Here is a 23,309-nt window from a genome sequence, read left to right on the forward strand (position 1 = left end):
GCCGCTGGTTGGCCGGCTGCGCATGTGGCTGAGCAACTGGGGATTTCGCGGGCAACGGTGTACAAGTGGCTGCGCCGGTATGCCCAGGGCGGCGATGCCGCGCTGGCCGACCGTTCATCGCGGCCGATCCGGATGCCTAACCGCACGAGCCATCGGGTCGAGCAGAAGGTGCTCGCCGCGCGCCGACGCCGTAAACGCGGCGCTGTTGTGCTCGCCGCCGAACTCGACCTGAATCCCTCGACGGTCGGGCGGATCCTGGCGCGCCACCAGGTGCCACATCTGAGTGCAATCGACCCAATCACCGGCGAGGCGGTGCGCTCATCTCGGCGCAGCCCCAACCGCTACGAACACCCCACGCCGGGGGCCATGGTTCATGTCGACGTCAAGAAGCTCGGCCGCATCCCGTCAGGCGGTGGATGGCGGCTGCACGGCCGCGACGCCGCGGTCTCAGTTGCCAACCGGCACAAGAAGACCAAGATCGGCTACGACTACGTCCACACCGCCATCGATGACTACACCCGGCTCGCCTACAGCGAAGTACTCCCCGACGAAAAGGATCCGACGTGCGCGGGGTTTCTCCACCGGGCAGTGGCCTGGTTCGCTGCCCAAGGCGTACGTGTGCGTCGGCTACTGACCGACAACGCGTTGGTCTACCGACACGGCACCGACTGGGGCTGGGTTTGTTCGGCCTGGCAACTCAAACGCCGATTCAGCAAGCCCGGCTGTCCCTGGACCAACGGCAAAGCAGAACGGTTCAACCGGACCCTGCTCAACGAATGGGCCTACGCCCGCCCCTGGACCAACAACACCCTGCGTAGACGCGGTCTTGACCAATTCCTTCGCCGCTACAACACTCGACGAGGCCACTCCGCCCTCGGCGGACGACCACCAATCAGCCGACTCGCTGCCTGACAACAACGTGTCAGGTCACGACAGCTAGTCGTCGGCGATGCCGGGTGCGCTGAGCGCCCCGACGGTGTCTTCCCGGTGCCGTAGCGAGCGGGCGGCCGCCGCGAACTGCTGGAGCTTGGCGATGACCGTCTGCCCTTCCGGCCGGTGGCCCCAGATGCTGATGCCCTGGTGGGTGGTGGGGCTCCAGGTGGCTTCGTCGACGACGATCGGGTTCCAGCCCACCTCCCATTCGAAGCCCGACGGCGTGGCCGCGTAGTAGGACAGCTCTTTGTCGTTGGTGTGCTGGCCGACGGACAGGGCCATCTCGAAGCCCAGTTCCTTGACCCGCTGGTAGGAGCTGACCATGTCGTCGAGCGTGGCGACCTGCACGTTGACGTGCTGGACACGGGTGCGAATCGGGTTGATAGGCAACGCATTCACCGACGCGATCGCCACCGAATGGTGCCGTTCGTTGACCCTGAGGAACCTGATCTTGAACCTCATCCCGCTGATGGTCTCGTCGATGTAGTCCGAGAGCCGCGCATCGAAGACGTGGTTGTAGTACCCGCGCACCTCGTGTGGCTTCTTCGACGTGAGGGCGACGTGGCCCATTCCGCCTGCGCCGGTGACGAATCCGCTGCCCGGTATGTCCAGCGGCAACGGCGCGGTGCGGGCGGTGGTGTAGATCTCCTGGCCGAGGCCGTTCGGGCCGGGGAACCGCAGGAAGCGCTCGACACCGCGCAGCTTCGCCTCTTCGTCGCTGCCCTCGGCGTTGGGCACCCCGCGGCCGGCGACGCGGCGACTGATCTCCTCGAACGTCGCATGGCCGTCGAGCTGCCAGCCCAGTGCGACGACGTCCTCGGCCGGGCCGCGTCGCAGCAGCACGCGGCATTCGTCGTCGTCGAGGCGGAACCGGGCGGTCTCGGGGGCCATCTCGTCGAGGTGCATGCCGATCGCGTCGCGGCCGAAGCGCTTCCAGTCGCTGATCTTTTGGGTTTCGATCACGACGTAACCCAGGTGCGCTTTGCCGAACACCGACGGCCATTGGGTGACGGACATCTTGATCCCTGTCATCGCTTGCGGTGGTTAGGTTTTCAGGAACGCGGCGGTGACCGCGTTGAACAGTGCGGCGCGCTCCCACTGGACCCAATGCCCGGTGTTGGCGGCGAGCAGGACGTCGGCGTTGGGCAGCCGGTCGGCGAGCATCGCCGCGCCGCCGGGTTTGTTGACCTTGTCGTCGCGGCCCCAGACGATCAGCGTGGGCGTCGAGAGGCTGCCGAGGCGGCGGTCGCGGGTGAAGTCCATCCGCCACAGCGTGCTCAACCCCGCGGGGCGTTGCAGCGGCGGATTGGCCACGACCTCGGGGTCGATCGACGCCCGGTAGCGGGACTCGATCAGCGAATCGGGCACGGCGTGACCGTCATACACCAGGTATGAGCGGATGAACGTGCGCAGCTTCTCCAGGCTGGGTCCGTCGCCGCCGTAGTAGGCCAGCAGGCTTCGCAGACCCTCGCTGGGCAACCCGCGGCTGGTCCCGATGCCGCCGGGGCCCATCAGCACGAGTTTGTTCACCCGGTGTGGCGTGTCCAGGGCCAGCCGCAACGCACACGACCCGCCGTAGGAGTTGCCGACCAGGTGTGCGGTCTCGATGCCGAGCGCGTCGAGCATGCCCCGGATGTGATCGGCGAGGTATCCGAACGGGTCTCGCCGGTTCACGCCCTTGGTGGAGCGGCCGTAGCCGGGCATGTCCGGAACGATGACCCGGAAGTGCTCGGCGAGCGGCTCGACGTTGCGGGCGTAATTCGACATGCCCGACGCGCCCGGTCCGCCGCCGTGCAACAGCACCACGGGCGGGCCGCTGCCGGCCTCCGCGACGAAGATCTCTTTTCCTCTGACGTTGACGGTGCGTTCGGTGATCGTGTTCGTGGTCACTGGGTGTCTCCTTAGGACTTGAAGCCGGCCGGCGGCGGCGGAAGGGGCTGGCCATCGGCGGCGCCGGCGTAGACGAAGCCGTCGGGCCGCACCACCACCGCCGAGGCGCCCTTCCCGCCCAGCCAGGCGGTGAGCGACCCGTCGCTGTCGACGAGGCAGTCGGCACGCGGAACGCTTCCGGGCGGGATGACCTGCAGCGCGGGCACTCCCGCGGCATGCCAGTCCGGCCAGTCGGATGCGCGCCCGGTGTGCAGCACGGTCCAGCGCCCGCCCACCACGTCGTCGAGGCGGACGCTGTCGCCCTTCTCGTCGCGGACCCAGGGCTGGGGGATGAGCCAGCCGACGGCCCGGTTTCCGTTGCGGGCCAGCAGGCCGTCCCGGTAGCGCGCGTCGGGTAACCAGCGGTGGTCACGCAGCCACGTCAGGAAGTAGGGCACCCTGCTCGCGGTGCGGAAGAGGTGGTTGCGGGCCGCGGCGCGCAACCGGTTGCGTTCGATGATGAGCTTGCCCGTCTTCACCGCGCGGTTGGTCACCTCCCGCACGTGCGGCAGCCGCTCGGTCTGATAGGTGTCGAGCACCGATTCGGGCAGCGACCCGTTCAGCACGGCCCCGAGCTTCCAGCACAGGTTCGCCACATCACGCACGCCCGCGCACATGCCCTGCCCGATCCACGGGGGCATCGCGTGGGCGGCGTCGCCGGCCAGGAAGACCCGGCCCACCCGCCACCGGTCGGCGAAGCGGACATGGTGGCTGTAGCAGGCGAAGCCCAGGATCTGCACGTCCCCCGGCGATATTCCCTGGGCGTGCAACACCTTCCAGATCGCGTCCTCGGACAGCAGGTCGCGCTCGTCCTCCTCGTCGCGCACCGGGAACTCCCAGCGGTGGTGTCCCAGCGGGGTGGGGCAGTCGACGGTCGGCCGTTCGGGGTTGCAGTGAAACCGGAGCCGGTCATGCCCGGGCCATTCCTTCAGCACTTTGGTGTCGATGACGATCCAGCGCTCGGCGTAGGTGCGGCCGCTGAACCCCACACCCAGCTGCGCCCGGGTGGCGCTGGACCCGCCGTCGGCGGCGATCACGTAGGAGGCGCGGACCCGCCTGAACTCGTCGGTGGTCAAATCGGCGAGCATCAACTCGACGCCGTCGCCTTGGGGGACCAGCCGCAGGCATTCGTGCTGGAGCAGGACGGACACGTTGGGGAAGCGGTCGACCCCTTCCCGCAGCACCTGCTCCAGGGCGGGTTGGTAGATGAACTGCTGCGGCGGATGCCCGTTACCCCTCGACACGGGTAGCAGCTTGACGAAGGGCACGCCGCTGGCGTCGACGAAGTTCGCCCCGCACCCCGGCTGCATATCGGCGTTGAGCCGGTCCGCCAGCCCGACCTGCTGCCAGATGCGAACCACTTCCTCGTCGGTGGAGATGGCGCGCGCCCGCGCATAGATATCGGGATCACGTTCCACCACAACGACATTGAGGCCCAATTGGCCCAACAGATTCGCCGCGGTGCAGCCGACGGGGCCATAGCCGACGATCGCCACGTCATAGGTTTTTCGGTCAGTCATCGCGGCCCTTCCGCCGGCCTTGTTAATGTAGTGCTCGATACAGTAAGCTTTCGCAACGTGACCGTCAACACCCCAGGGGAGGCAACGTGACCGCCGACGCCGGCAGCACCGGTTCCGCCGGATCGCGCGCGGGCCGCCGCACCCGGGCCAACGGGGAGCAGTCGCGCGAGCGGATCCTCGACGCGGCGACCGAAGTCGCCACCGAACGGGGCTACGAAGGCACCACCATCTCGCTGGTCAGCAAGAAAAGCGGCCTGCCGCCGACATCGATCTATTGGCATTTCGCCGACAAGGACGACCTGATAGCCGCGGTCATCGAGCGCAGCTTCGGCCGCTGGCTTGCGGCGCTGGACCTGCCCGGCGGCGCCCCGGTCCAGGAGCGGGTGGCCGAGCTCGGGACGCAGGTGGCCAAGGCGCTGTTGGATGCGCCCGACTTCATCCGGCTGGGCTTGATGCTGGCGTTGGAGCGCCGCCCGATCGAGCCGCGGGCCAGGGAGATGTTCCTCCAGGTGCGCGACGCGGCCTTTCGGCGGTTCGAGGCGGTCGTGCGGGACGTGGCGCCCGGGCTCGACGAGGAAGGTGTGCGCCTGCTGACCACCTACGCGATCGCCGGAGCCGACGGGCTGTTCATCGCCAAGGAGATCGGCGGTGACTCGGTCGACCTGATCAAGCTCTTCGACCTGCACGCCCGCCTGGTCTTCCAGTCGGCGACCCAGCTCTTGGAGTCCGGGGACTTCACATGATCGAGGTGACCGCCCAGAACCCGCCGCTGGACGAGGCGGCCCAGCGCTTGTATGCGGCTCAGGCGACCAGCAGCCCGATTCCTCCGCTGACCGAGTCATACCCGAACTTTGATGTGGCCCAGGCCTATTCGGTGCAGCGGCACAACCTCGCGCGCCACCTCGGCGCGGGCGCGCGGCTGCGCGGCCACAAGATCGGGCTCACCTCCGCGCCGATGCAGGCGCTGCTCGGCGTCGACCAACCCGACTTCGGCTACGTCCTGGACAGCATGGTGCTGGGCGAAGGGGCGGCGGTGCCCCGGCGGGCGTTCTGCACGCCGCGGGTGGAACCGGAAGTGGCGTTCCTGCTGCGGGCACCGCTGCGCGGTCCCGGCGTGACGGTCGCCGAGGTGATGGCGGCCACCGAAGCGGTGGCCGCCGCGCTCGAGATCGTGGACAGCCGGATCGCCGACTGGCGAATCACCTTGGCGGACACCGTCGCCGACAACGCCAGTTCCGGCGCCGTGGTGCTGGGCGAGTGGGTGCCGATCTCGGACGCGCCATTGCTGCCGGATACCACCGCGGCGCTCTACCTGAACGACGCGCTCGTCGAAACCGGACAGGGCACCGCCGTGATGGGCGATCCCGCGGCGGCCGTCGCGTGGCTGGCCAACGCCCTGGCCGAGTACGGTACCGCGATCGAGGCCGGGCAATTCGTGATGTCGGGCTCCTACACCACGGCCGCATTCGTCGAGGGCGGCGACCGGGCGAGGGCCGCGATCACCGGCCTCGGCGCGGTCGCGGTGAGCTTCGCGTAGGCCGAGAGGAAACCCCATGGCCGGTCGGCAATTTCCCGTGGCGATCATCGGGTCGGGCAACATCGGCACCGACCTGATGCTCAAGATCCTGCGTGGTGGCGGACCGCTGACGATGGCGGCGATGATCGGCATCGACCCCACGTCCGACGGGCTGGCCAGGGCGGTACGCCTGGGCGTCCCGACGTCGTCGGGCGGCGTCGACGGGCTGCTGGCCATGCCGGGCTTCGAGCGGGTGCGGCTGGTATTCGACGCCACCTCCGCCGAGGCCCACGCCAGGCACTGGGAGGTGTTGCGGCACACCGGTGTGCGCGTGCTCGACCTCACCCCGGCAGCCATCGGCCCGTTCTGCGTCCCGGTGGTCAATCTCTCCGACCACCTCGACGCGCCGAACCTCAACATGGTGACGTGTGGGGGGCAGGCGACCGTACCGATCGTGGCCGCGGTGAACCGGTCGGCGCCGGTGGCCTACGCCGAGATCGTCTCGTCGATCTCGTCGAAGTCCGCCGGCCCCGGCACCCGCGCCAACATCGACGAGTTCACCGAAACCACGGCCACCGCTTTGGAAGTCGTCGGCGGAGCGCAGCGGGGCAAGGCGGTGATCGTCCTCAACCCGGCGGATCCGCCGATCCTGATGCGCAACACGGTCTACTGCCTGGTGGAAGGCGACTGCGATCATGCCGCCATCGAGGCGTCCATCGCCGCGATGATCGAGCGGGTTCGGCGCTACGTGCCCGGGTACCGGCTCAAGCAACCCGTGCAGTTCGAGACCTTCGGTCCCGGCCATCCCCTGCACATCCCCGAGACCGGCAAATTCATCGGTACCCGGGTCACCGTCCTGCTGCAGGTGACCGGCGCCGCGGATTACCTGCCCGCCTACGCCGGCAATCTCGACATCATGACCTCCGCGGCGCTGGCCACCGCCGAAAGCATTGCGGCGCATTCCTTGACGGGCGCGGGGGCGTCGTCATGACCGGCCGGCTCTACGTCAGCGACGTCACCTTGCGTGACGGCATGCACGCGGTGCGCCACCAGTACACGCTGCGACAGGCCGCGGCCATCGCCGCGGCCCTCGACGCCGCCGGGGTCGACTCGATCGAGGTCGCCCATGGCGACGGGCTGGGCGGCTCCAGTTGCGTGTACGGGTTCGGCGCACACACCGACCTGGAGTGGATCGAGGCCGTCGCCGGGGTGGTCCGCCGCGCGAAGATCGCCACGCTGGTGCTGCCGGGAATCGGCACCGTCCGTGACCTCGGCGCGGCGCACCGGGCCGGGGCCACCGTGGTGCGGGTCGCCACCCACTGCACCGAGGCCGACATCTCGGCGCACCACATCGCCGCCGCCCGCGAGCTGGGCATGGACACCGTCGGCTTCCTGATGATGAGCCACCTGACCACCCCGCGGGCGCTGGCCGACCAGGCCAAGCTGATGGAGGGGTTCGGCGCCGGCTGCGTCTACGTCGTCGACTCCGGCGGTGCGATGACCATGCGTGACGTCGCGGAGCGCGTCGACGCGGTGCGCCAAAAGCTTTGCGCCGAGACCGAAATCGGCATCCACGCCCACCACAACCTTTCCCTCGGCGTCGCCAACTCGATGGTCGCCGTCGAGCACGGGTGCCGGCGCGTGGACGCATCCCTGGCCGGCATGGGCGCCGGCGCGGGCAACGCCCCGCTGGAGGTGTTCATCGCGGCCGCCACCCGGATGGGCTGGCAACACGGCTGCGACCTCGACGCCCTCGAGGATGCCGCCGACGATCTCGTCCGCCCGCTGCAGGAGCGTCCGGTGCGCGTGGATCGCGAGACGCTCACCCTCGGCTACGCCGGCGTGTATTCGAGCTTCCTGCGCCATGCGGAGGCGGCGGCCGAACGGTTCGGCGTCGACGCGCGCACGGTTCTGGTCGAGGCCGGTCGTCGCGGGATGGTGGGCGGCCAGGAGGACATGCTCGTCGACATCGCGCTCGACCTCACCAGCGGCCGCGAGGCGGCGCGGGCGTAGGCCGATCGCCCCCAACGGTATTCGGCGCCGCTCACGCCTCGTCCAGCGCCGGGAACAGCATTTCCTGCACGAGCAGCTGCAGGGCCGCCGCCAGCGGGATCGCCACCAGCGCTCCGACCACGCCCAGCCACGCGGCGCCGAGGAGCACGGCGACGACCGTGACGCCGGCCGGCACCCTGACCGCGCGGCCGATGATCCTGGGCGTCAACAGATAGTCCTCGCCCAGCCGGAATCCCATGTAGAAGGCGACGGTCCCGATGGCGACCGGGATCGAGACGCTGACCGCGACGGCGGCGACGACGAATCCGCCCACCGTGGAGCCGTAGGGAAAGAGGTCCAAGACGGCGACCACGACACCCAGCAGGACCGCGTAGGGGACATCGAGCAGGACACACCACACGAACGTGGCGAACCCCGCGATGACCGACGTCAGCACGTTGCCGAAGAGATAGGCGCCGAACTTCGCCACCACTTCGTCGCCGATCAGGATGGCGCGCGGCCGACGGGAATTGGGCATGAGCCGGTAGAAGCCGGCCCGGATCCGGCGCATGTCGGCCAGGAAATAGATGGTCAGCATCGCCACGATGCCGATGTGGGACAGGACACCGAACACCTCCGACCCGGTTCTGATGATCCCCGCGAAGGTGAAACGGCCGGACCCGTTGACCATCTCGGTGATCCGCTGTTGCAGATGGACGCGCTCGTCGAGCCTGCCGATGAGCGACGAGCGGTCTTGGATGTGCTGCAGGTAATGCGGCAGTTGCTCGACGAGCTGGCGTGCCTCCTGCACCAGCGGGGGAATGGTCGCGGCCACTGTCCCGGCGATGAGGGCGAACACGAGAGTCACCACGACCGTCACCGCCGCCCACCTCGGCAGCTTGTGGTTGACCAGCCACGACACGGCGGTCTCGAGCCCGAGCGCGAAGAACATGGCCACACCGATCAAGACCAGCACCGACGACATCGACCCGAGGACGCGGACCGCCCCATAGGTCACTGCCACGCCGGCCGCGGCGGCCATTCCCATGACGAATGGGGAACGCCGGTCGAACCGCTCGCCGCGCCGGCCGAAGCGATGTTCCTCGGAACGCAACCGGGCGGCCCGCTGTTCGGCTTCGACGATCACACCCTCGTCGTCGCGGTGCGGCCGACCCACCAGCCGGTGATGGCCCTGTTCTGCGGCATGGCCTCGCGGCTCTCGATGTTCGGCGCTGTCAACCACGTGCGGTGCCCCATTCGTCAGCGCGGCCCGTTCCTGCTCGGCGTCCCCTACAGCGTGACGTCCACCCGGGGTGGCGGGGTCGCACGACACGCGAGTTGCGGGCCGGCGCCGGGCCCGGGGGAGAACACGAATCGCCCGGGCGCGCGGGTGTTCCGATACGTTGGTGTTCGGCGGGGCGGCCCGACCGGCCGCACGCGCTCCGTCCGGTTGCGGCCCAGCCGGCGAGCCCGGAAGGTTTGCGATGAACGCGCTCAGCCCCGACGCCATTCGGGCGGAAACCATCACCATCACCGGCCACGGCGGCGACGAGATCGAGGCATACCGCGCCTCGCCCCTCGCCGAAGGGGCGCGCGGGGGAGTCGTGTGGATCCACCACATGCCCGGCTACGACCGCGAGACCAAGGAATTCGTCCGGCGGCTGGCCGTCAGCGGCTACCACGCCGTGGCCCCCAACCTGTATTCGCGTGAGGCCCCGGGCGCGTCGCCCGACGACGCGGCGGCGGCGGCGCGGGCCGCCGGCGGGGTGCCCGACGAGCGGCTGGTCGGCGACGTCGCGGGCGCGGTCGAGCACCTGCGTTCGCTGCCGGGCGCCAACGGGAAGTTCGGTGTGATCGGCCACTGCTCGGGCGGGCGACACGCGTACCTGGCGGCGTGTTCGCTGCCGTTCGACGCGGCGGTGGATTGCTACGGCGCCTTCATCGTCGAGGATCCACCCGAGGGCATGCCCAAGGCGATGAAGCCGATACTGCAGTTGGCGCCGCATCTGAGCTGTCCGCTGCTGGGCCTGTTCGGGCTCGACGACCGATTCCCGGCGCCGGCCGCGGTGGCCACACTGGACCAGGAATTGGTCCGGTTCGACAAGCCGCACGAGTTCCACTCCTACGAGGGCGCGGGCCACTCGTTCTTCTCTGTCGACCGGCCCGCCTACCGGCCGGTGGCGGCGGTCGACGGCTGGCGGCGCATCGACGACTTCTTCGCCACCCACCTGAAAGGCTAGGTACGCCCGCCATGTGCACTCATCTCACCGAACACGTCGCGATCGACGGCAGCGGCAAGGGCGCCACCGGGTGGTTCGGCGCCAGCCGCGCGACGGTGTATGTCGATCACCCGGTCCACGCGCCCTACGGCCACACCGTCAACATCGACGTGCTCAACCCGGAGCTGGGGCCGTCGGCGCGGGTGGCGCTGGAGCTCACCGAGGAAAGCGCCCTGGCGCTGGCCGACGCCATCCGGGCGGCGATCGCCCACGCGCCGGTCGGCCTGGCCGCCAAGGATCAGACGTGACCGCCGACCGCGACTACCCCCAGATGGCCGCCGCCCGCGGCAGGGTGGAAGCCGCGCCGCGCCGGGTGCGCGGTTATCTGGGCGACGCGCTGGTCTTCGACACCACCGCCGCCCGTTATGTGTGGGAGGTCCCCTACTACCCGCAGTACTACATCCCGTTGGCCGATGTCCGCGCGGAGTTCCTGCGCGACGAGGACCATCCGCAGAAGGTGCAGTTCGGTCCGTCGCGGCTGCACTCCTTGCAGGTCGCCGGTGACACTTACCCGTCCGCCGCGCGGGTGTTCGACGCCGACGGTGGCGGCCCGGTGGCCGGAACCGTGCGATTCGAATGGGATCCGTTGCGCTGGTTCGAGGAAGGCGAACCGATCTACGGCCATCCGCGCAATCCCTACTCGCGGGTGGATGCGCTGCGCTCACACCGGCATGTTCGGGTGCAGTTGGACGGAATAATCTTGGCGGACACCAGCTCTCCTGTCCTGCTATTCGAAACAGGTTTGCCGACAAGGTATTACATCGATCCGACTGATGTCGCCTTCGGGCATCTGGAACCCAGCGCGACGCAGACGCTGTGTCCGTACAAAGGCGTGACGTCGGGTTACTGGTCGGTGCGTTCCGCTGGTGTCGTGCACCCGGACCTGGCCTGGACGTACCACTACCCCTTGCCCGCGGTCGGCCAGATCGCTGGTCTGGTGGCGTTTTACAACGAGAAGCTCGATATCTTCGTCGACGGTTCCGCCTTGGCCAGGCCGCAGACCCAGTTCAGCCCGTGAAGCCCTGTGATCTTTCCCTCTCCGGCACGTGAACGCTGAGAATTTCTTAACCTGGATAGCCTTAGGGCGCTGACCGGGGACGTTAGCGGCGAAAGCGAAATCCCCCGGATGCGCGTTTGCGTCAGTTTCGCTACGGGTAAGCGACTGCGATACAGCGTAATTGAAAGCCTGAGCAGAACCTGAGTGCGGGGAGTGACGTAGCTAACGTCGGGGGAATTTCGAACCGTTTGACGCGAATTTTGGCCGGTAGACTCGGCAAACCAGTCGTGTCGGCGCCTTTTGGGTGCTGAGATCCTCCTGGATCCGTAGGCCGAATTGTCGCGCGAGTCCCGGCGACTTCGCCCCGCGCCGACAACACAGCAAAGGCGGTACAGCGTGAACGCTTCGACCGGCCGCGAGGCCTTCCCGGATGACCGGGTGTTCCAATTCGACGACACTTCGAGCGTCGCAATTCCCGTGCGAAACGGTCCGATCAGCGACATCGGCATCAGCCCCGACGGCAGCCGGCTGGTCGTGTCCAACCACGGCCTCGACACGGTCTCCATCGTCGACACCGATGCCCGGGTGGTGGTGCAGACCCTCGGCCTGGACGAGCCGTTCGCGGTCGCCCTGAGCGGAGCCGACGCCCCGCGCGCCTACATCAGCACCGCAACCCCGTCCCATGACTCCATCACCGTCGTCGACGTCGCGGCGAACGCGCACATCGCAACGCATCCGCTGGCCCACAGCGTGAGCGACCTGGCCGTGAGCGCCGACGGAAGGTTCGTCTATGCCAGCCGGAACCGCGCCCGCGGGGCCGACGTCGCGGTCGTGGACACCGCCACCGACGAGACCGGGGTGATCGATCTCGCCGGCGCCGCGGGTGTCACCGCGGACTGCGTGCGCCTCAGCCCCGACGGCACTCGGCTGTATGCCGCCACCAACGGCCCCTCCGGCGGCGAACTGGTCGTCATCGAGACCGGCGCGCGCTCCGACCGCGGCTCCCGCATCGTCGGGGCCTACGAGCTGGGTCTGCCCATCCGCGACGTCGCGCTGAGCAGCGACGGCGGCACCGCCTACGTGGCCAGTTGCGGCCCGGTGGTCGGCGCGGTGCTCGACGTCATCGACACCCGGGCCCGCAAGATCACCGGCACGCGCAAGCTCAGCGAGCTCGCCGGCCCGCTCACCCGCCTGGCGCTCAGTCGTGACGGGCGCCGCGCCTACCTGGTCAGCGACGAGCACGTCGCGGTCGTGTGCACCAGCACCCACGACGTCGTCGGCGACATCGGGGTGCCGAAGCACCCGTCCTGCGTGGTCGAAAGTCCCGACGGCAGATACCTCTACATCGCCGGCCACTCCGGTGTCGTCACCGTCGTGCCGATCGCCGCGGGTGGCGGCCCGGAGGAGGCGTCGACCACCCGGCTGTCCGTGCCGGCGCCGCGGGAACCCGTGCTCGCCTAGGAAATAGCGCACCGGTCGCCGAGCCCGGGCTTAGGGTGGAGGCTGCCGGCGGCCAGGCGTTGCCGGCCCCCCGGCCAGCACCATGCGTCCCGGAGGGTTGACATCAGGCGACGCTGCGCCGCGATCCAAAGGCGGTATCTCGATGGACAGCACGATGCTGGACTTTCCGTTGACGATCTCCGCGATCATGCGGCACGGCTGCGGGATCCACGGCGCGCGTACGGTCACCACCGCCACCGGTGCGGGCTATCGGCGAATCACCTACCGTGAGCTGGGTCAAGATGCCGCTCGGCTGGCGAACGGCCTGCGACGCCTGGGCGTCACCGGGGACCAGCGGGTGGCGACGTTCATGTGGAACAACGCCGAACACCTGGCGACCTACCTGGCGGTGCCCTCGATGGGCGCCGTGTTGCACACCCTGAACATCCGCCTCTTCGCCGAGCAGATCGCGTATGTCGCCAACGAGGCCGAAGACCAGGTGGTGCTGGTCGACGCTTCGCTGACCAAGTTGCTCGCCCCGGTGCTGGGCGACTTCAAGACCGTGCACACCGTGATCGTGGTCGGGGAGGGCGACACCGCCGCGGTCGAGGGCTCGGGCAAGACCGTGCTGCGGTATGCCGACGTGCTCGAGGGCGAGTCCCCCGATTTCGAGTGGCCGGAGCTCGACGAGAAGTCCGCGGCCGCAATGTGTTACACGAGCGGTACCACCGGAAACCCCAAAGGGGTTGTGTACAGCCACCGTTCGAGCTACTTACACACCATGGCGGCCTGCACCGCCAACGGCATCGGCGTGGGTTCCGTCGACAGCGTGCTGCCGATCGTGCCGATGTTCCACGCCAACGCGTGGGGCCTGCCCTACGCGGCGCTGATGGCAGGCGCCGACCTGGTGTTGCCCGACCGTCATCTCGACGCGCGGTCGCTGATCCGCATGGTGGAGGACCTGCGACCGACCGTGGCGGGCGCGGTGCCCACGATCTGGAACGACGTCCTGCACCGCCTGGAGGAGGAACCCGGCCACGACATGTCGTCGCTGCGGCTGGTGGTCTGCGGAGGATCGGCCGTTCCGGTGTCGCTGATGCGCACCTTCGAGGAGAACCACGGCGTGCAGATCCGGCAGCTGTGGGGCATGACGGAAACCTCGCCGATGGCCACCATGGCGTGGCCGCCGCCGGGAACGCCCGCGGACCGGCACTGGGCGTTCCGCGCGACCCAGGGCCAGCCGGTCTGCGGCGTGGAAATGCGGATCGTCGACGACGACGGTCGGCCGCTGCCCAACGACGGTGACGCCGTGGGCGAGGTGGAAGTCCGCGGCCCGTGGATCGCCGGCTCGTACTACCTCACCGCCGACGACTCGAAGTTCGACTCCGGCTGGCTGCGCACCGGCGACGTGGGGCGGATCGACGAGCGGGGCTTCGTGACGCTGACCGACCGGGCCAAGGACGTGATCAAGTCCGGCGGCGAGTGGATCTCCTCGGTCGAGTTGGAGAACGGCTTGATCGGGCACCCGCATGTGATCGAGGCCGCGGTGGTCGGCGTGCCCGACGAGCGGTGGCAGGAACGGCCGCTGGCCGTCGTGGTGGCCAAGGAGGGCACCACGGTCAGCGCCGAGGACCTGCGAAAGTTCCTGGCCGAAAAGGTGGTTCGGTGGTGGCTGCCCGAGCGGTGGGCATTCGTCGACGAAATTCCCCGCACCAGCGTGGGCAAGTACGACAAGAAGGCCATCCGGGCGCGCTACGCCGAGCACGGCTACTGGGTGGTCGAGGCTCGCGACTGAGCGCGGGGCGTCGAATAGGGTCGGCTTGTTCGGTGTATTCGAGATTCACGAGCCCTGAGGAAGGACCCTCATGACCCAGCCCCTCGTCGTCGAGCAATCCCGCGTGGTGCCCGTCGCGCCGGACGCGGCGTTCCACGGCACGCTGCCCATCTCCCTTCCGGAGATCTTCGGCCGCTGGTACGGCCCGATCCCGCCGATCAGGGAAGTGCGGGACCAGACCGGCGACTGGGACACCGCGGGCCGGAGCCGCACGATCATGTTGGTCGGCGGTAGCGCGCGGGAAGACTTGACCAGTGTCGACGCGCCGCGATCGTTCGGCTACCGGCTGACCGGAATCCACGGGCCGATGGCGCTCCTGGTCGGTTCGGTCACCGGCGAGTGGACCTTCACCCCGGCCGGCGACGGCACCGAGATCACCTGGCGCTGGACCATTTACCCCAAGTCGCCGCTGTCCGCGCCGGGCCTGCCACTGTTCGGGATGCTGTGGAAGCGCTACGCGCGGCGAGCGCTAGGGGACCTCGGCGAGGTGTTGACCCGCTGAAGCTGGGTACCGTGCCGGTATGTGCCGACTATTCGGGTTGCACGCCGGGACGGACGTATGCACCGCGACCTTCTGGTTGCTGGGCGCCCCCGACAGCCTCGCCCAACAGAGCAGGAGAAATCCGGACGGGACCGGCCTGGGGGTCTTCGACGACCGGGGCCGGCCGCAGCTGGACAAGCAGCCCATGGCGGCCTGGGAGGACGCCGCGTTCGCCACCGAAGCGCACGAGCTGACCGGCACCACGTTCATCGCGCATGTGCGTTACGCGACGACCGGTTCGCTCGACGTCCGCAACACCCACCCGTTCCTGCAGGACGGCCGGATTTTCGCGCACAACGGAGTCCTGGAGGGTCTGGACATCCTCGGGGAGCGGCTGCGCGCCGTCGGCGCCGACGAACTGGTCCTGGGCGACACCGATTCCGAGCGGGTGTTCGCGTTGGTCACCGCCTCGATCCGGGCGCTCGACGGAGACGTGACCGCGGGTCTGGTCGATGCGATGAAATGGCTTGCGGCCAATGTGCCGATCTATGCGGTCAACGTGCTGCTGAGCACGGCCACCGACATGTGGGCGCTGCGGTACCCGGACACGCACGAGCTCTACGTCTTGGACCGGTCCGGCGAGGCCCCGGCCCAAGCCCCGAAATTCGACATGCGCACCATGCGAATCAACGCGCGATCGGAACACCTGTGCACCCGCCCGTCGGTGGTGTTCGCCACCGAACGCATGGACGACGACCCCCGCTGGCGTCTGCTCGAGCCGGGTGAGCTGGTCCACGTCGACGCCGGCCTGCGCATCGAGCGCACGGTGATCCTGCCCCACCCGCCCGCGCATCAGCTCCGCCGGGCCGAGCTGAGCGCGCCGGTCCACGACGCACAACACACGGTGCCGAGCGCCCGGCGTTAGCCCGATACCGGCCTGGCAGAGTGGGTGGGCATGACAACCAGACGTGCGCTTGTGCTGGCGGGCGGCGGGATAGCGGGAATAGCCTGGGAGACAGGTGTTTTGCGCGGCATCGCCGACGAGTCGCCGGCGGCGGCCGGGCTGTTGCTGGACTCGGACGTGCTGGTGGGGACCTCGGCCGGCTCGACGGTCGCCGCGCAGATCGGCAGCGGCAGCACGCTCGACGCGCTGTTCGACCGGCAGGTAGCCGAATCGTCGGCCGAGATCGATTCCGGGGTGGACGTCGAGACCATCACGGAGATGTTCCTGGCGGCGCTGGCGGAGCCCTACGCCGACCCGTCGGGCAAGACCCGGCAGCAGCTGCAGCGGATCGGTGCGGTGGCGCTGGCGGCCAAAACCGTTCCGCCACCGCTGCGCCGGCAGGTCATCGCCCAGCGCCTGCCGTCGCACGAGTGGCCCGACCGGACGCTGCGGATCACCGCCATCGACGTAAACACCGGCGAATTGGTCGTTTTCGATCGCGAGTCCGGCGTCGACCTCGTCGACGCGGTGGCGGCCAGCTGCGCGGTGCCCGGCGCATGGCCGCCGGTGGCGATCGCGGGCCGACGCTACATGGACGGCGGCGTCGCCAGCTGGGTCAACCTCGGCGTGGCCGGCGATTGCGACGCGGCGGTCGTCTTGGTGCCCTCGGGCGCGGACGCGCCCTCGCCGTTCGGCGCGGGGCCGGCCGCGGAGATCTCCGCCTTTCCGGGCGCTACGTTCGCGGTGTTCGCCGACCCGGACTCGGTGGCGGCCTTCGGACCCAACCCGCTGGATCCGAAGTGCCGTGTCGCCTCGGCACTGGCCGGACGCGAACAGGGCCGCCGCGAAGCCCCGGCCGTCGCGCGGTTCCTCGGCGTCTGATCGAGCCGGGGTCGAACAGCTTGCGGAAGAAGGCTTTTCAGCCTTCGTCGGCGGGGGGCGCGGCGCGATCGGCCTCGAACGCGTCCAGGGCCTCGTCGGCCAGTGCCCGGCCGACGGCGATGACCTCGGCCGCCCGGTGGAATTCCAGGCCCCGGCAGATCGATCGCGGAACCTCGATCAACAGGTCGGGCGGGTAGACCGCCAGCGTGTGGCGCGCCAGCGCGGCCTGCGCGATGTCGATCGTCCGGTTCATCACCTCGAAACTGCCCAGCTTCGGGACTTCGGTTGTGGCGTCGGACAATTCACCGGCCGGATCATCCGCGGCAGCGGGCTCGACGGCGTCGGCGTCGTCCGGCCAGGCGTCCGCTTCCGCGGGGGGCACCCCGAATCTGCCCAGGACGGCCCGCGCGGTCGGTCGGTCGAGCAGCGACCGGGCCGCGGAGGTGTCGAGCAGCGAGGAGGTGCTGCGCACCATGCGGTTCAGCCAGTCGGCGGTCGCGCCCGCCTCCCCCTCACGGTTGGCGATCGCCTCGCTGCCCGACAGGCTCACCGCGATGGTCACGTCGGCGTTGACCGCCGAAAGGGGTGCCATCGGCAGCGGGTCCAGGATTCCTCCGTCGGCCAGCAGGCGTCCGTCGAGTTCGTGGGGGGCGATCACGCCCGGTATCGCGATGGAGGCGCGGATCGCCGCGTCGACGGGACCGCGCTGAAACCACACCGACTTGCCGGCCAACAGGTCGGTCGCCACGGCGGTGAAGGGGATCGGCAGCTGCTCGATGGCGACCGGGCCCAGAATGTCGCGCACCGCGTCCAGGATTTTCTCGGCCCGCATCACCCCGGCCGCGCTGATCGAGAAGTCCAGCAGCCGCAGGATGGTGCGCTGCGTCAGGGACTTCGCCCAGTCGGCGAACTCGTCGCGGCGCCCGGCCGCCTCCAAACCGCCGACCAGCGCGCCCATCGACGAGCCCGCGATGCCCACGATCTCGTACTCCCGGGCTCGCAGCGCCTCGATCACCCCGATGTGGGCGTAGCCGCGGGCCCCGCCGCTGCCCAGCGCCAACGCCACCCGCGTCGGTGATCGGCGCGCGACGACCCCGCCAGTTCCGTCCGGCATTCCTTCATTCTGCGCGGCGGAGCGGGCCGGCACACCGGCTGGGCCGCCCAGTTTAGGTACTCGTGAATTCAATCGCGCACGAGTTCGAAGCGGCTAGCCGCATTCGTCGTTGGCGGCGGCGCGCGCGGCGGTGATCACCGCCGCCTGCCGGGGCGGCGGCAGATCCGCCCAGCGGGCGTTCCAGCTGCCCGCGGTGCCCGACGGCGCGGCCTGGACCATCGCCAGATAGGGCTCGAACAGCGACCGATCGGTCCTGGGCTGGGCGTCCATCCACACTTTCGCGGCGTGACAGGCCTGGTAATACTCCTCCTCGGTCGAATTCGCGGGGACGTCGACCCTGGTCGTCACGCCGGAGGGGGACAGCCCGACGGCGCCCGGCGGCGCCGCGCCCGGGTCGCCCGGCACGCCCGCCGGCCGCGCCGGCGAGGAGGCCGGGGTGCGGCTCGGGGCGCCGTCCGAGCACGCCGTGCCCGCGAACGCAGCGGCCGCCACGACGAGCGTGCCCCACAGCCGGGGCCGGTGACCGCACCAGCGCACCGACCCAATCTATGCAACACTGGCGGCCGTGATGGAGCGCTTCGGATTTTGCGAGTGTTGTCGGCCGTAACACGCCGCCGCCCGTCCGATCCTGCTTTTCCCTGGAGCTCCACGATGTCACTGCCCCTGGCGAGCCCTGTGCCCCTCGCCGCGCCGGCCGCATTGCGCCCGCGCACCTTCTCGACCCCGTCCGCGTCCCCGTCGGCGGGCCCCACCCGGCTGCGCGTGCCCGACCTGCTGCACGCCACCGACCGGGCAGCCGACGACGTGCTGAGCGGGCGCTGCGACCACCTGCTGCCGCCGGGCGGGATACCGGAGTCGCGGCGCTGGTTCACCCGCATCCACGGTGATGACGAGCTGGACGTCTGGCTGATCAGCTGGGTTCCCGGCCATCACACCGAACTGCACGATCACGGCGGCTCCCTGGGCGCGCTGACGGTGGTGTCGGGTTCGCTCAGCGAATTCCGTTGGGACGGCCGCGCACTGCGGCAGCGCCGCCTGGACGCCGGCGACCAGGCCGGGTTCCCGCTGGGCTGGGTCCACGACGTGGTGTGGGCGCCGCGGCCCGTGGCCGTGTCCGTCTCGGGTCCGGTGCGGCCTTCGCTGAGCGTGCATGCCTATTCACCGCCGCTGACCGCGATGTCCTACTACGAGGTCACCGGCCGAAACCGGTTGCGCCGCCAGCGCACCGAACTGACCGATCAACCGGAAGGACCGTGATGAGCCGCATCGACGTCGTGTTGAGATCCGCCCGCCGCCGTTTCCGCCGCCTTCCCGCTGCCGAAGTGCCGGACGCGCTGCGGCGCGGGGCGGTGCTCGTCGACATCCGGCCGCAGGCGCAGCGATTCCGCGAGGGCGAGATCCCCGGCGCCCTGGTGATCGAACGCAACGTCCTGGAGTGGCGCTGCGACCCGACCAGCGAGGCCAGGCTGCCCGAGGCCGTCGGCGACGACGTCGAGTGGGTCATCGTGTGCTCGGAGGGCTACACCTCCAGCCTCGCGGCGGCCGCGCTGCTGGACATCGGCCTGCACCGTGCCACCGACGTCGTCGGCGGCTACCACGCGCTCGCGGGAGCAGGTGTGCTCGAACAGCTTTCGGGTGCCACCCCGCTCGATGCCGGCCCGGGAGTGCTCGCCAACTCCGGCACACCCGGCCGCCGCTGGCTCTAGCTACCCGGTGGAGGTGGCGTCCGAATGCAGCAGTGGCCGCAGCCTGTCGGTCTTCTCCTGCGTCCATCCGGGCGGTGACAGCACGGCCGCCCACCCGTCGGCCGCGTCGGCCACGTAGTGGTGGCCGTGCCCCTGGGGTACGTCGACCGCCACCGCCATGTCGGCCGTGACTTGCAGGAACGTCACCACCGGGATCCAGCGCGTCTCGGGCAGCACGTCATAGCCCCGCCGCTCCCGCAGCCAGTCGGGCTGGCTGAACAGCAGGTTGGGGGACCACCAGGCGATCGGATCCGAGGCGTGTTGCAGATAGACCACCCGGGGGTGGTTCCACGGGGCGGTCGGGCGGCCCAAATCGGTTGGGCGAGCGACGAACCGGACGTTCTTGCCGTCGTTGTAGACCGGCAGCCACTCCGGGGAACCGGCATCGCGCGTCGACGTTAGGTCGGTCCAGATGGTGTTCTGGAAGGTCGGTCCGCTGAACAGGGCGCCGTCGGTGCGGGCGAGGACGTTGTTGAGGCTCATGAACGGCGCCTCGCCGCCGAACGATCCCAGGCTTTCGCCGAACACGACGAGCTTGGGGCGTTGCGCCTCGGGCATCTGGCGGATCAGGCGGTCGACGGCCTCGAACAGCGCCTGCCCGGCGTGGCGGGCGTTCTCCTTGTCCACCAGGAAGGACAGCCAGCTCGGCAGGAACGAGTACTGCATGCTGACGATCGCGGTGTTGCCGTTGTACATGTACTCGAGCGCGTCGGCCTCCGCCTCGTTGATCCAGCCGGTGCCGGTGGTCGTCGCGACGGCGACGACGGCGCGCTGCAGTCCGCCGGTGCGTTGCAGCTCCCGCGCCGCGAGTTCGGCGGTCGCGGTGATCCCGTCCGCCGAGTTCAGCCCGGCGTAGGCCCGGATCGGTTCGTTCGCCGGGGTGCCGTTGAAGGCGGAGAGTTGGGCGACCGTGGGCCCGGCTTCCACGAAGATGCGGCCTTGGTGGCCAAGGGATTCCCACGACGCCAGTGACTCGGGGCCGCCGGAGCGCAGTGGGGTCTTTGGCGGCGCGGTGTCGGGATTCATCTCGTTGTTCGCCGAGGCGAAGGTGTTGTTCATGGTGCGCATGGCGGACTTGAGCACGACACCGTTGAGCACGGTGATGGTGAGGACCACCAGCAGCGCCACCACGATGGTCGCCGACAGCCGGAACGGCGCGATCCGGTCGACCTGGCCGACCAGGAACCGGACCAGCCACCGGATGAACTGGCCGACTTCGACCAGGGTGAACAGCACCACCAGCGACAGGCCCGCGGCCACCGGGTAGTCGTACCACTGCAGGTGGGCGACGCCCATCAGGTCGCGCACGTTGTCCTGCCACACGTGGAACCAGACGGCCATCAACACCATGCCCAGCGCACCGATCGGGATCAGCACCTTCCACGCCCAGCGCGGCGGCGGGGGGCTGTGATCCTTGGCGCCCATGTAGCGCACCAGCCACACGGCGAAGACACCCAGCCCGTAGCCGATGGCGCCGGAGATTCCGCTGACCAGACCCTGGAACAGCGCACCGCGCGGCAGGAGCGACGGCGTCATGGAGAACCAGATGAAGACCAGACCGACCGTGGTGCCGGTGAACGTGTAGTGGCGTACCCACCACGGCTTTTCGGTCCACCGAGGCCCGCGGGCCGCCGGGCGGGCTTCCGGTGCGGCTTCCGGAGGTGCGCCCGGTTCGGCCTCCTCGGTGACGGCCGTCGGATTGTTCGTCGCGGGGCCCGGCTCGCTCATCGCAGGCTTACCGGTGGGTGAAGTTGGGAGTGCGCTTCTCGACGAAAGCCGTCATGCCTTCCGTCTGGTCCTCGGTCGCGAAGGTCGAGTGGAAGAGCCGGCGTTCGTAGAGAAGTCCTTCGGACAGCGTCGATTCGAACGCGCGGTTGACGGCCTCCTTGGCCATCCGGGACGCCGAGCGGGACATCTGCGAAATCGTGGTGGCGACGGCCTTGGCCTCGGTCAGCAGGTCGTCGGCCGGCACCACGCGCGAAACCAGGCCGCTGCGTTCGGCTTCGGCGGCGTCGATGGTGCGCCCGGTCAGGATGAGGTCCATGGCCTTGGCTTTGCCGATGGCGCGGGTCAGGCGCTGCGAGCCGCCCATGCCGGGCAGGACACCGAGTTTGATCTCCGGCTGCCCGAACTTCGCTGTGTCGGCGGCGATCAGCACGTCGCACATCATGGCGAGCTCACAGCCGCCGCCGAGCGCGTGCCCGGCCACCGCGGCGATGGTCGGGGTCCGCACGGCGGCCAGCTTGGCCCAGGGGGCGAAGAAGTCGGCGTCGAACGCGTCGGCGAACGTCAGCCCGGCCATCTCCTTGATGTCGGCGCCGGCGGCGAACGCCTTGGCCGACCCGGTGATGATGATCGCGCCGATGCCGGGATCGTTGTCGAAATCGAGTGCCGCGCTAGTCACTTCGTTCATCACCTGGGTGTTCAGCGCGTTCAGCGCCTTGGGCCGGTTCAGGGTGATGGTGCCCACCCGGCCGTCGCGCTCGACCAGGATGGTCTCGTAGTTCGTGGGGGAGGTGTCAGTCATCGCAAATCGCCCTTCTAGAAGCTCAAGTCGTCGTCGACGGGGGTGAAGTACGCCTCGACGTCGGCCCGGGTCACCTGGGCCAGCGAGGGCGGCGACCACTTCGGATTGCGGTCTTTGTCGATCAGCTGCGCGCGGATGCCCTCCACCAGATCGTGTGATCGCAGCGATGCCGACGAGACCCGATAGTCCTGAACCAGAACGTCTTTGACCGTCTCGAGGTTGGCGGCGCGGCGGACGGCCTCGAGGGTCACCGACAACGAGATCGGTGAACGGGTGCCGATCAGGTCGGCGGCGTCGTTGGCCGGGCCGGCGTCATGGCCGCGCAGCCCGGCGACGATGTCTTCGACCGTGTCACCGGCGTAGCATTCATCGATCCAATCGCGTTGTGCCGCAAGGCTGCTCGGCGGGGCCTCGATGGCATACTCGGCAACCGCACTCTGGACGCCGTCGGCGATGATCGCCCGGGTGAACGCACCGAGGTCGTCGTGCGGCACGTAGTGGTCGGCGAATCCCATGGCGATGGCGTCGGCTCCGGAAAACGGCGCTCCGGTCAGCGCGGCATGCAGACCCAGCCCGCCGGGTGCCCGGGACAGCAGGAACACCCCACCGACATCGGGGACGAAGCCGATGCCGACCTCGGGCATCGCGATCTTGGAGGTGTCGGTCACCACGCGGGTGTTCGCGTGCGCGCTGACCCCCACGCCGCCGCCCATTACGATGCCGTCCATCAGCGCCACGTAAGGCTTGGCGAAATCGGCGATCTGGGCATTGAGCAGGTATTCGTCCCGCCAGAACCGCCGCGCCTCGACCCCGTCCTTGCGGGCACTGTGATAGATGGAGATGACGTCGCCGCCCGCGCACAGCCCGCGCTCGCCGGCACCGGAAAGCACCACCGCGCCCACCGCGTCGTCCTTCGCCCAGTCGGCGAGGACGGCGCTCAGCGCGTCCACCATCCCCTGATTGAGCGAGTTGATCGCCTTGGGGCGGTTGAGCGTGATCAGACCGACGTTGCCGTCGATGCGGGTCAGAACCTCATCGGATCCGTCGGTCACGCCCTGGCCTCCCATCGCCGGTCCACCCTCGACGAAAAATCTAGATCGTGACGACCGGCGCGATACCCGCGGGTAAGGGTTATCTTTAACGCGACCACGGCAGCAAATGCCCCGAGACCTGGTCA

General features: G+C 69.4%; 24 protein-coding genes. 15 read left to right on the forward strand and 9 right to left on the reverse strand.

Annotation, left to right across the window (positions count from 1 at the left end):
* Window positions 1-912 (forward strand): IS481 family transposase (locus A5692_RS02490; RefSeq protein WP_156765893.1); only part of this gene is annotated, 912 nt, incomplete at its 5' end.
* 24 nt (window positions 913-936) lie between these two features.
* Here A5692_RS02490 and A5692_RS02495 read toward each other — a convergent pair.
* Genes A5692_RS02495 through A5692_RS02505 form a run of 3 tightly spaced genes read right to left on the reverse strand, consistent with a single transcriptional unit; the run spans window position 937 to window position 4,382 of the window.
* Complete coding sequence (locus A5692_RS02495) at window positions 937-1,950, reverse strand: VOC family protein (RefSeq protein WP_068051695.1); 1,014 nt, start codon at window positions 1,948-1,950, stop codon at window positions 937-939.
* A 27-nt stretch (window positions 1,951-1,977) separates the two neighbouring features.
* Window positions 1,978-2,823 (reverse strand): alpha/beta fold hydrolase, encoded by an 846-nt coding sequence (locus A5692_RS02500; RefSeq protein ID WP_068051646.1) that lies wholly within the window; start codon window positions 2,821-2,823, stop codon window positions 1,978-1,980.
* Between the two features lie 11 nt (window positions 2,824-2,834).
* A complete protein-coding gene (locus A5692_RS02505; RefSeq protein ID WP_068051648.1) occupies window positions 2,835-4,382 on the reverse strand; it encodes a bifunctional 3-(3-hydroxy-phenyl)propionate/3-hydroxycinnamic acid hydroxylase in 1,548 nt (515 codons plus the stop codon).
* A gap of 86 nt (window positions 4,383-4,468) precedes the next feature.
* Between A5692_RS02505 and A5692_RS02510 the strand changes: the two genes are divergently transcribed.
* The 4 genes from A5692_RS02510 to dmpG are packed head-to-tail and all read left to right on the forward strand — an operon-like array spanning window position 4,469 to window position 7,911.
* Window positions 4,469-5,125: a TetR/AcrR family transcriptional regulator gene (locus A5692_RS02510; RefSeq protein ID WP_068051650.1), complete on the forward strand. Its 657-nt coding sequence runs from the start codon at window positions 4,469-4,471 to the stop codon at window positions 5,123-5,125.
* Window positions 5,126-5,130: 5 nt separating this feature from the next.
* A complete protein-coding gene (locus A5692_RS02515; protein WP_068051698.1) occupies window positions 5,131-5,919 on the forward strand; it encodes a 2-keto-4-pentenoate hydratase in 789 nt (262 codons plus the stop codon).
* Between the two features lie 37 nt (window positions 5,920-5,956).
* Entirely contained in the window at window positions 5,957-6,889 is a 933-nt protein-coding gene (locus A5692_RS02520; protein WP_068051701.1) for an acetaldehyde dehydrogenase (acetylating), read from the forward strand.
* Window positions 6,886-7,911: a 4-hydroxy-2-oxovalerate aldolase gene (gene dmpG / locus A5692_RS02525; protein ID WP_068051652.1), complete on the forward strand. Its 1,026-nt coding sequence runs from the start codon at window positions 6,886-6,888 to the stop codon at window positions 7,909-7,911. The genes A5692_RS02520 and dmpG overlap by 4 nt, the downstream gene beginning before the upstream one ends.
* 31 nt (window positions 7,912-7,942) lie before the next feature.
* On the opposite strand, the gene A5692_RS02530 is transcribed toward dmpG, so the two are convergent.
* Window positions 7,943-9,067, reverse strand: a complete 1,125-nt coding sequence (locus A5692_RS02530) for an AI-2E family transporter (protein ID WP_068051654.1) — start codon at window positions 9,065-9,067, stop codon at window positions 7,943-7,945.
* Window positions 9,068-9,374: 307 nt separating this feature from the next.
* Here A5692_RS02530 and A5692_RS02535 point away from each other — a divergent pair, with 307 nt between their 5' ends.
* The 8 genes from A5692_RS02535 (at window position 9,375) to A5692_RS02570 (ending at window position 16,746) form a co-directional block, all read left to right on the forward strand.
* Window positions 9,375-10,130 (forward strand): dienelactone hydrolase family protein, encoded by a 756-nt coding sequence (locus tag A5692_RS02535; protein ID WP_068051656.1) that lies wholly within the window; start codon window positions 9,375-9,377, stop codon window positions 10,128-10,130.
* A gap of 11 nt (window positions 10,131-10,141) precedes the next feature.
* Window positions 10,142-10,417, forward strand: coding sequence for a DUF6295 family protein (locus A5692_RS02540; protein WP_068051658.1), 276 nt, complete (start codon window positions 10,142-10,144; stop codon window positions 10,415-10,417).
* A gap of 23 nt (window positions 10,418-10,440) precedes the next feature.
* Window positions 10,441-11,187 carry a DUF427 domain-containing protein gene (locus A5692_RS02545; RefSeq protein ID WP_068051704.1) on the forward strand — a complete coding sequence of 249 codons (747 nt, stop codon included), beginning with the start codon at window positions 10,441-10,443 and terminating at the stop codon, window positions 11,185-11,187.
* Between the two features lie 375 nt (window positions 11,188-11,562).
* Complete coding sequence (locus A5692_RS02550; RefSeq protein WP_068051660.1) at window positions 11,563-12,627, forward strand: YncE family protein; 1,065 nt, start codon at window positions 11,563-11,565, stop codon at window positions 12,625-12,627.
* Window positions 12,628-12,769: 142 nt separating this feature from the next.
* Complete coding sequence (locus A5692_RS02555) at window positions 12,770-14,401, forward strand: long-chain fatty acid--CoA ligase (RefSeq protein WP_068051662.1); 1,632 nt, start codon at window positions 12,770-12,772, stop codon at window positions 14,399-14,401.
* A 70-nt stretch (window positions 14,402-14,471) separates the two neighbouring features.
* Window positions 14,472-14,942, forward strand: a complete 471-nt coding sequence (locus A5692_RS02560) for an SRPBCC family protein (protein ID WP_068051665.1) — start codon at window positions 14,472-14,474, stop codon at window positions 14,940-14,942.
* 19 nt (window positions 14,943-14,961) lie between these two features.
* Window positions 14,962-15,846 carry a class II glutamine amidotransferase gene (locus A5692_RS02565; RefSeq protein ID WP_068051668.1) on the forward strand — a complete coding sequence of 295 codons (885 nt, stop codon included), beginning with the start codon at window positions 14,962-14,964 and terminating at the stop codon, window positions 15,844-15,846.
* Window positions 15,847-15,876: 30 nt separating this feature from the next.
* Window positions 15,877-16,746, forward strand: coding sequence for a patatin-like phospholipase family protein (locus A5692_RS02570; RefSeq protein ID WP_068051670.1), 870 nt, complete (start codon window positions 15,877-15,879; stop codon window positions 16,744-16,746).
* Between the two features lie 37 nt (window positions 16,747-16,783).
* Here A5692_RS02570 and A5692_RS02575 read toward each other — a convergent pair whose 3' ends face one another.
* Together A5692_RS02575 and A5692_RS02580 are read right to left on the reverse strand one after the other, a co-directional pair.
* Window positions 16,784-17,860 carry a patatin-like phospholipase family protein gene (locus A5692_RS02575; RefSeq protein WP_156765895.1) on the reverse strand — a complete coding sequence of 359 codons (1,077 nt, stop codon included), beginning with the start codon at window positions 17,858-17,860 and terminating at the stop codon, window positions 16,784-16,786.
* 93 nt (window positions 17,861-17,953) lie between these two features.
* A complete protein-coding gene (locus A5692_RS02580) occupies window positions 17,954-18,397 on the reverse strand; it encodes a lipoprotein LpqV (protein ID WP_197514325.1) in 444 nt (147 codons plus the stop codon).
* Window positions 18,398-18,511: 114 nt separating this feature from the next.
* Here A5692_RS02580 and A5692_RS02585 point away from each other — a divergent pair, with 114 nt between their 5' ends.
* Complete coding sequence (locus tag A5692_RS02585; RefSeq protein ID WP_231984159.1) at window positions 18,512-19,117, forward strand: cysteine dioxygenase family protein; 606 nt, start codon at window positions 18,512-18,514, stop codon at window positions 19,115-19,117.
* Window positions 19,117-19,566: a rhodanese-like domain-containing protein gene (locus A5692_RS02590; RefSeq protein WP_068051675.1), complete on the forward strand. Its 450-nt coding sequence runs from the start codon at window positions 19,117-19,119 to the stop codon at window positions 19,564-19,566. Before A5692_RS02585 ends, A5692_RS02590 begins: the two co-directional genes overlap by 1 nt.
* Here A5692_RS02590 and A5692_RS02595 read toward each other — a convergent pair whose 3' ends face one another.
* The 3 genes from A5692_RS02595 to A5692_RS02605 are packed head-to-tail and all read right to left on the reverse strand — an operon-like array spanning window position 19,567 to window position 23,184.
* Window positions 19,567-21,333 carry an alpha/beta-hydrolase family protein gene (locus tag A5692_RS02595; RefSeq protein WP_068051678.1) on the reverse strand — a complete coding sequence of 589 codons (1,767 nt, stop codon included), beginning with the start codon at window positions 21,331-21,333 and terminating at the stop codon, window positions 19,567-19,569.
* Window positions 21,334-21,340: 7 nt separating this feature from the next.
* The gene (locus A5692_RS02600) at window positions 21,341-22,132 is read right to left on the reverse strand and encodes an enoyl-CoA hydratase (RefSeq protein WP_068051681.1); all 792 of its coding nucleotides are present in this window, start codon (window positions 22,130-22,132) and stop codon (window positions 21,341-21,343) included.
* 14 nt (window positions 22,133-22,146) lie between these two features.
* Window positions 22,147-23,184, reverse strand: a complete 1,038-nt coding sequence (locus A5692_RS02605) for an enoyl-CoA hydratase/isomerase family protein (RefSeq protein WP_068051716.1) — start codon at window positions 23,182-23,184, stop codon at window positions 22,147-22,149.
* Between the last annotated feature and the right edge of the window lie 125 nt (window positions 23,185-23,309).

The organism is Mycobacterium sp. E342 (genome assembly GCF_001667665.1).
Lineage (GTDB): Bacteria > Actinomycetota > Actinomycetes > Mycobacteriales > Mycobacteriaceae > Mycobacterium.

Bases quoted from the DNA above. Each gene is read 5' to 3' on its own strand.
- A5692_RS02495 (WP_068051695.1), bottom strand. From the start codon at position 1,950: ATGTCCGTCACCCAATGGCCGTCGGTGTTCGGCAAAGCGCACCTGGGT.
- A5692_RS02505 (WP_068051648.1), bottom strand. From the start codon at position 4,382: ATGACTGACCGAAAAACCTATGACGTGGCGATCGTCGGCTATGGCCCC.
- dmpG (WP_068051652.1), top strand. From the start codon at position 6,886: ATGACCGGCCGGCTCTACGTCAGCGACGTCACCTTGCGTGACGGCATG.
- A5692_RS02535 (WP_068051656.1), top strand. From the start codon at position 9,375: ATGAACGCGCTCAGCCCCGACGCCATTCGGGCGGAAACCATCACCATC.
- A5692_RS02540 (WP_068051658.1), top strand. From the start codon at position 10,142: ATGTGCACTCATCTCACCGAACACGTCGCGATCGACGGCAGCGGCAAG.
- A5692_RS02545 (WP_068051704.1), top strand. From the start codon at position 10,441: ATGGCCGCCGCCCGCGGCAGGGTGGAAGCCGCGCCGCGCCGGGTGCGC.
- A5692_RS02555 (WP_068051662.1), top strand. From the start codon at position 12,770: ATGGACAGCACGATGCTGGACTTTCCGTTGACGATCTCCGCGATCATG.
- A5692_RS02560 (WP_068051665.1), top strand. From the start codon at position 14,472: ATGACCCAGCCCCTCGTCGTCGAGCAATCCCGCGTGGTGCCCGTCGCG.
- A5692_RS02565 (WP_068051668.1), top strand. From the start codon at position 14,962: ATGTGCCGACTATTCGGGTTGCACGCCGGGACGGACGTATGCACCGCG.
- A5692_RS02570 (WP_068051670.1), top strand. From the start codon at position 15,877: ATGACAACCAGACGTGCGCTTGTGCTGGCGGGCGGCGGGATAGCGGGA.
- A5692_RS02575 (WP_156765895.1), bottom strand. From the start codon at position 17,860: ATGCCGGACGGAACTGGCGGGGTCGTCGCGCGCCGATCACCGACGCGG.
- A5692_RS02585 (WP_231984159.1), top strand. From the start codon at position 18,512: ATGTCACTGCCCCTGGCGAGCCCTGTGCCCCTCGCCGCGCCGGCCGCA.
- A5692_RS02590 (WP_068051675.1), top strand. From the start codon at position 19,117: ATGAGCCGCATCGACGTCGTGTTGAGATCCGCCCGCCGCCGTTTCCGC.
- A5692_RS02595 (WP_068051678.1), bottom strand. From the start codon at position 21,333: ATGAGCGAGCCGGGCCCCGCGACGAACAATCCGACGGCCGTCACCGAG.
- A5692_RS02600 (WP_068051681.1), bottom strand. From the start codon at position 22,132: ATGACTGACACCTCCCCCACGAACTACGAGACCATCCTGGTCGAGCGC.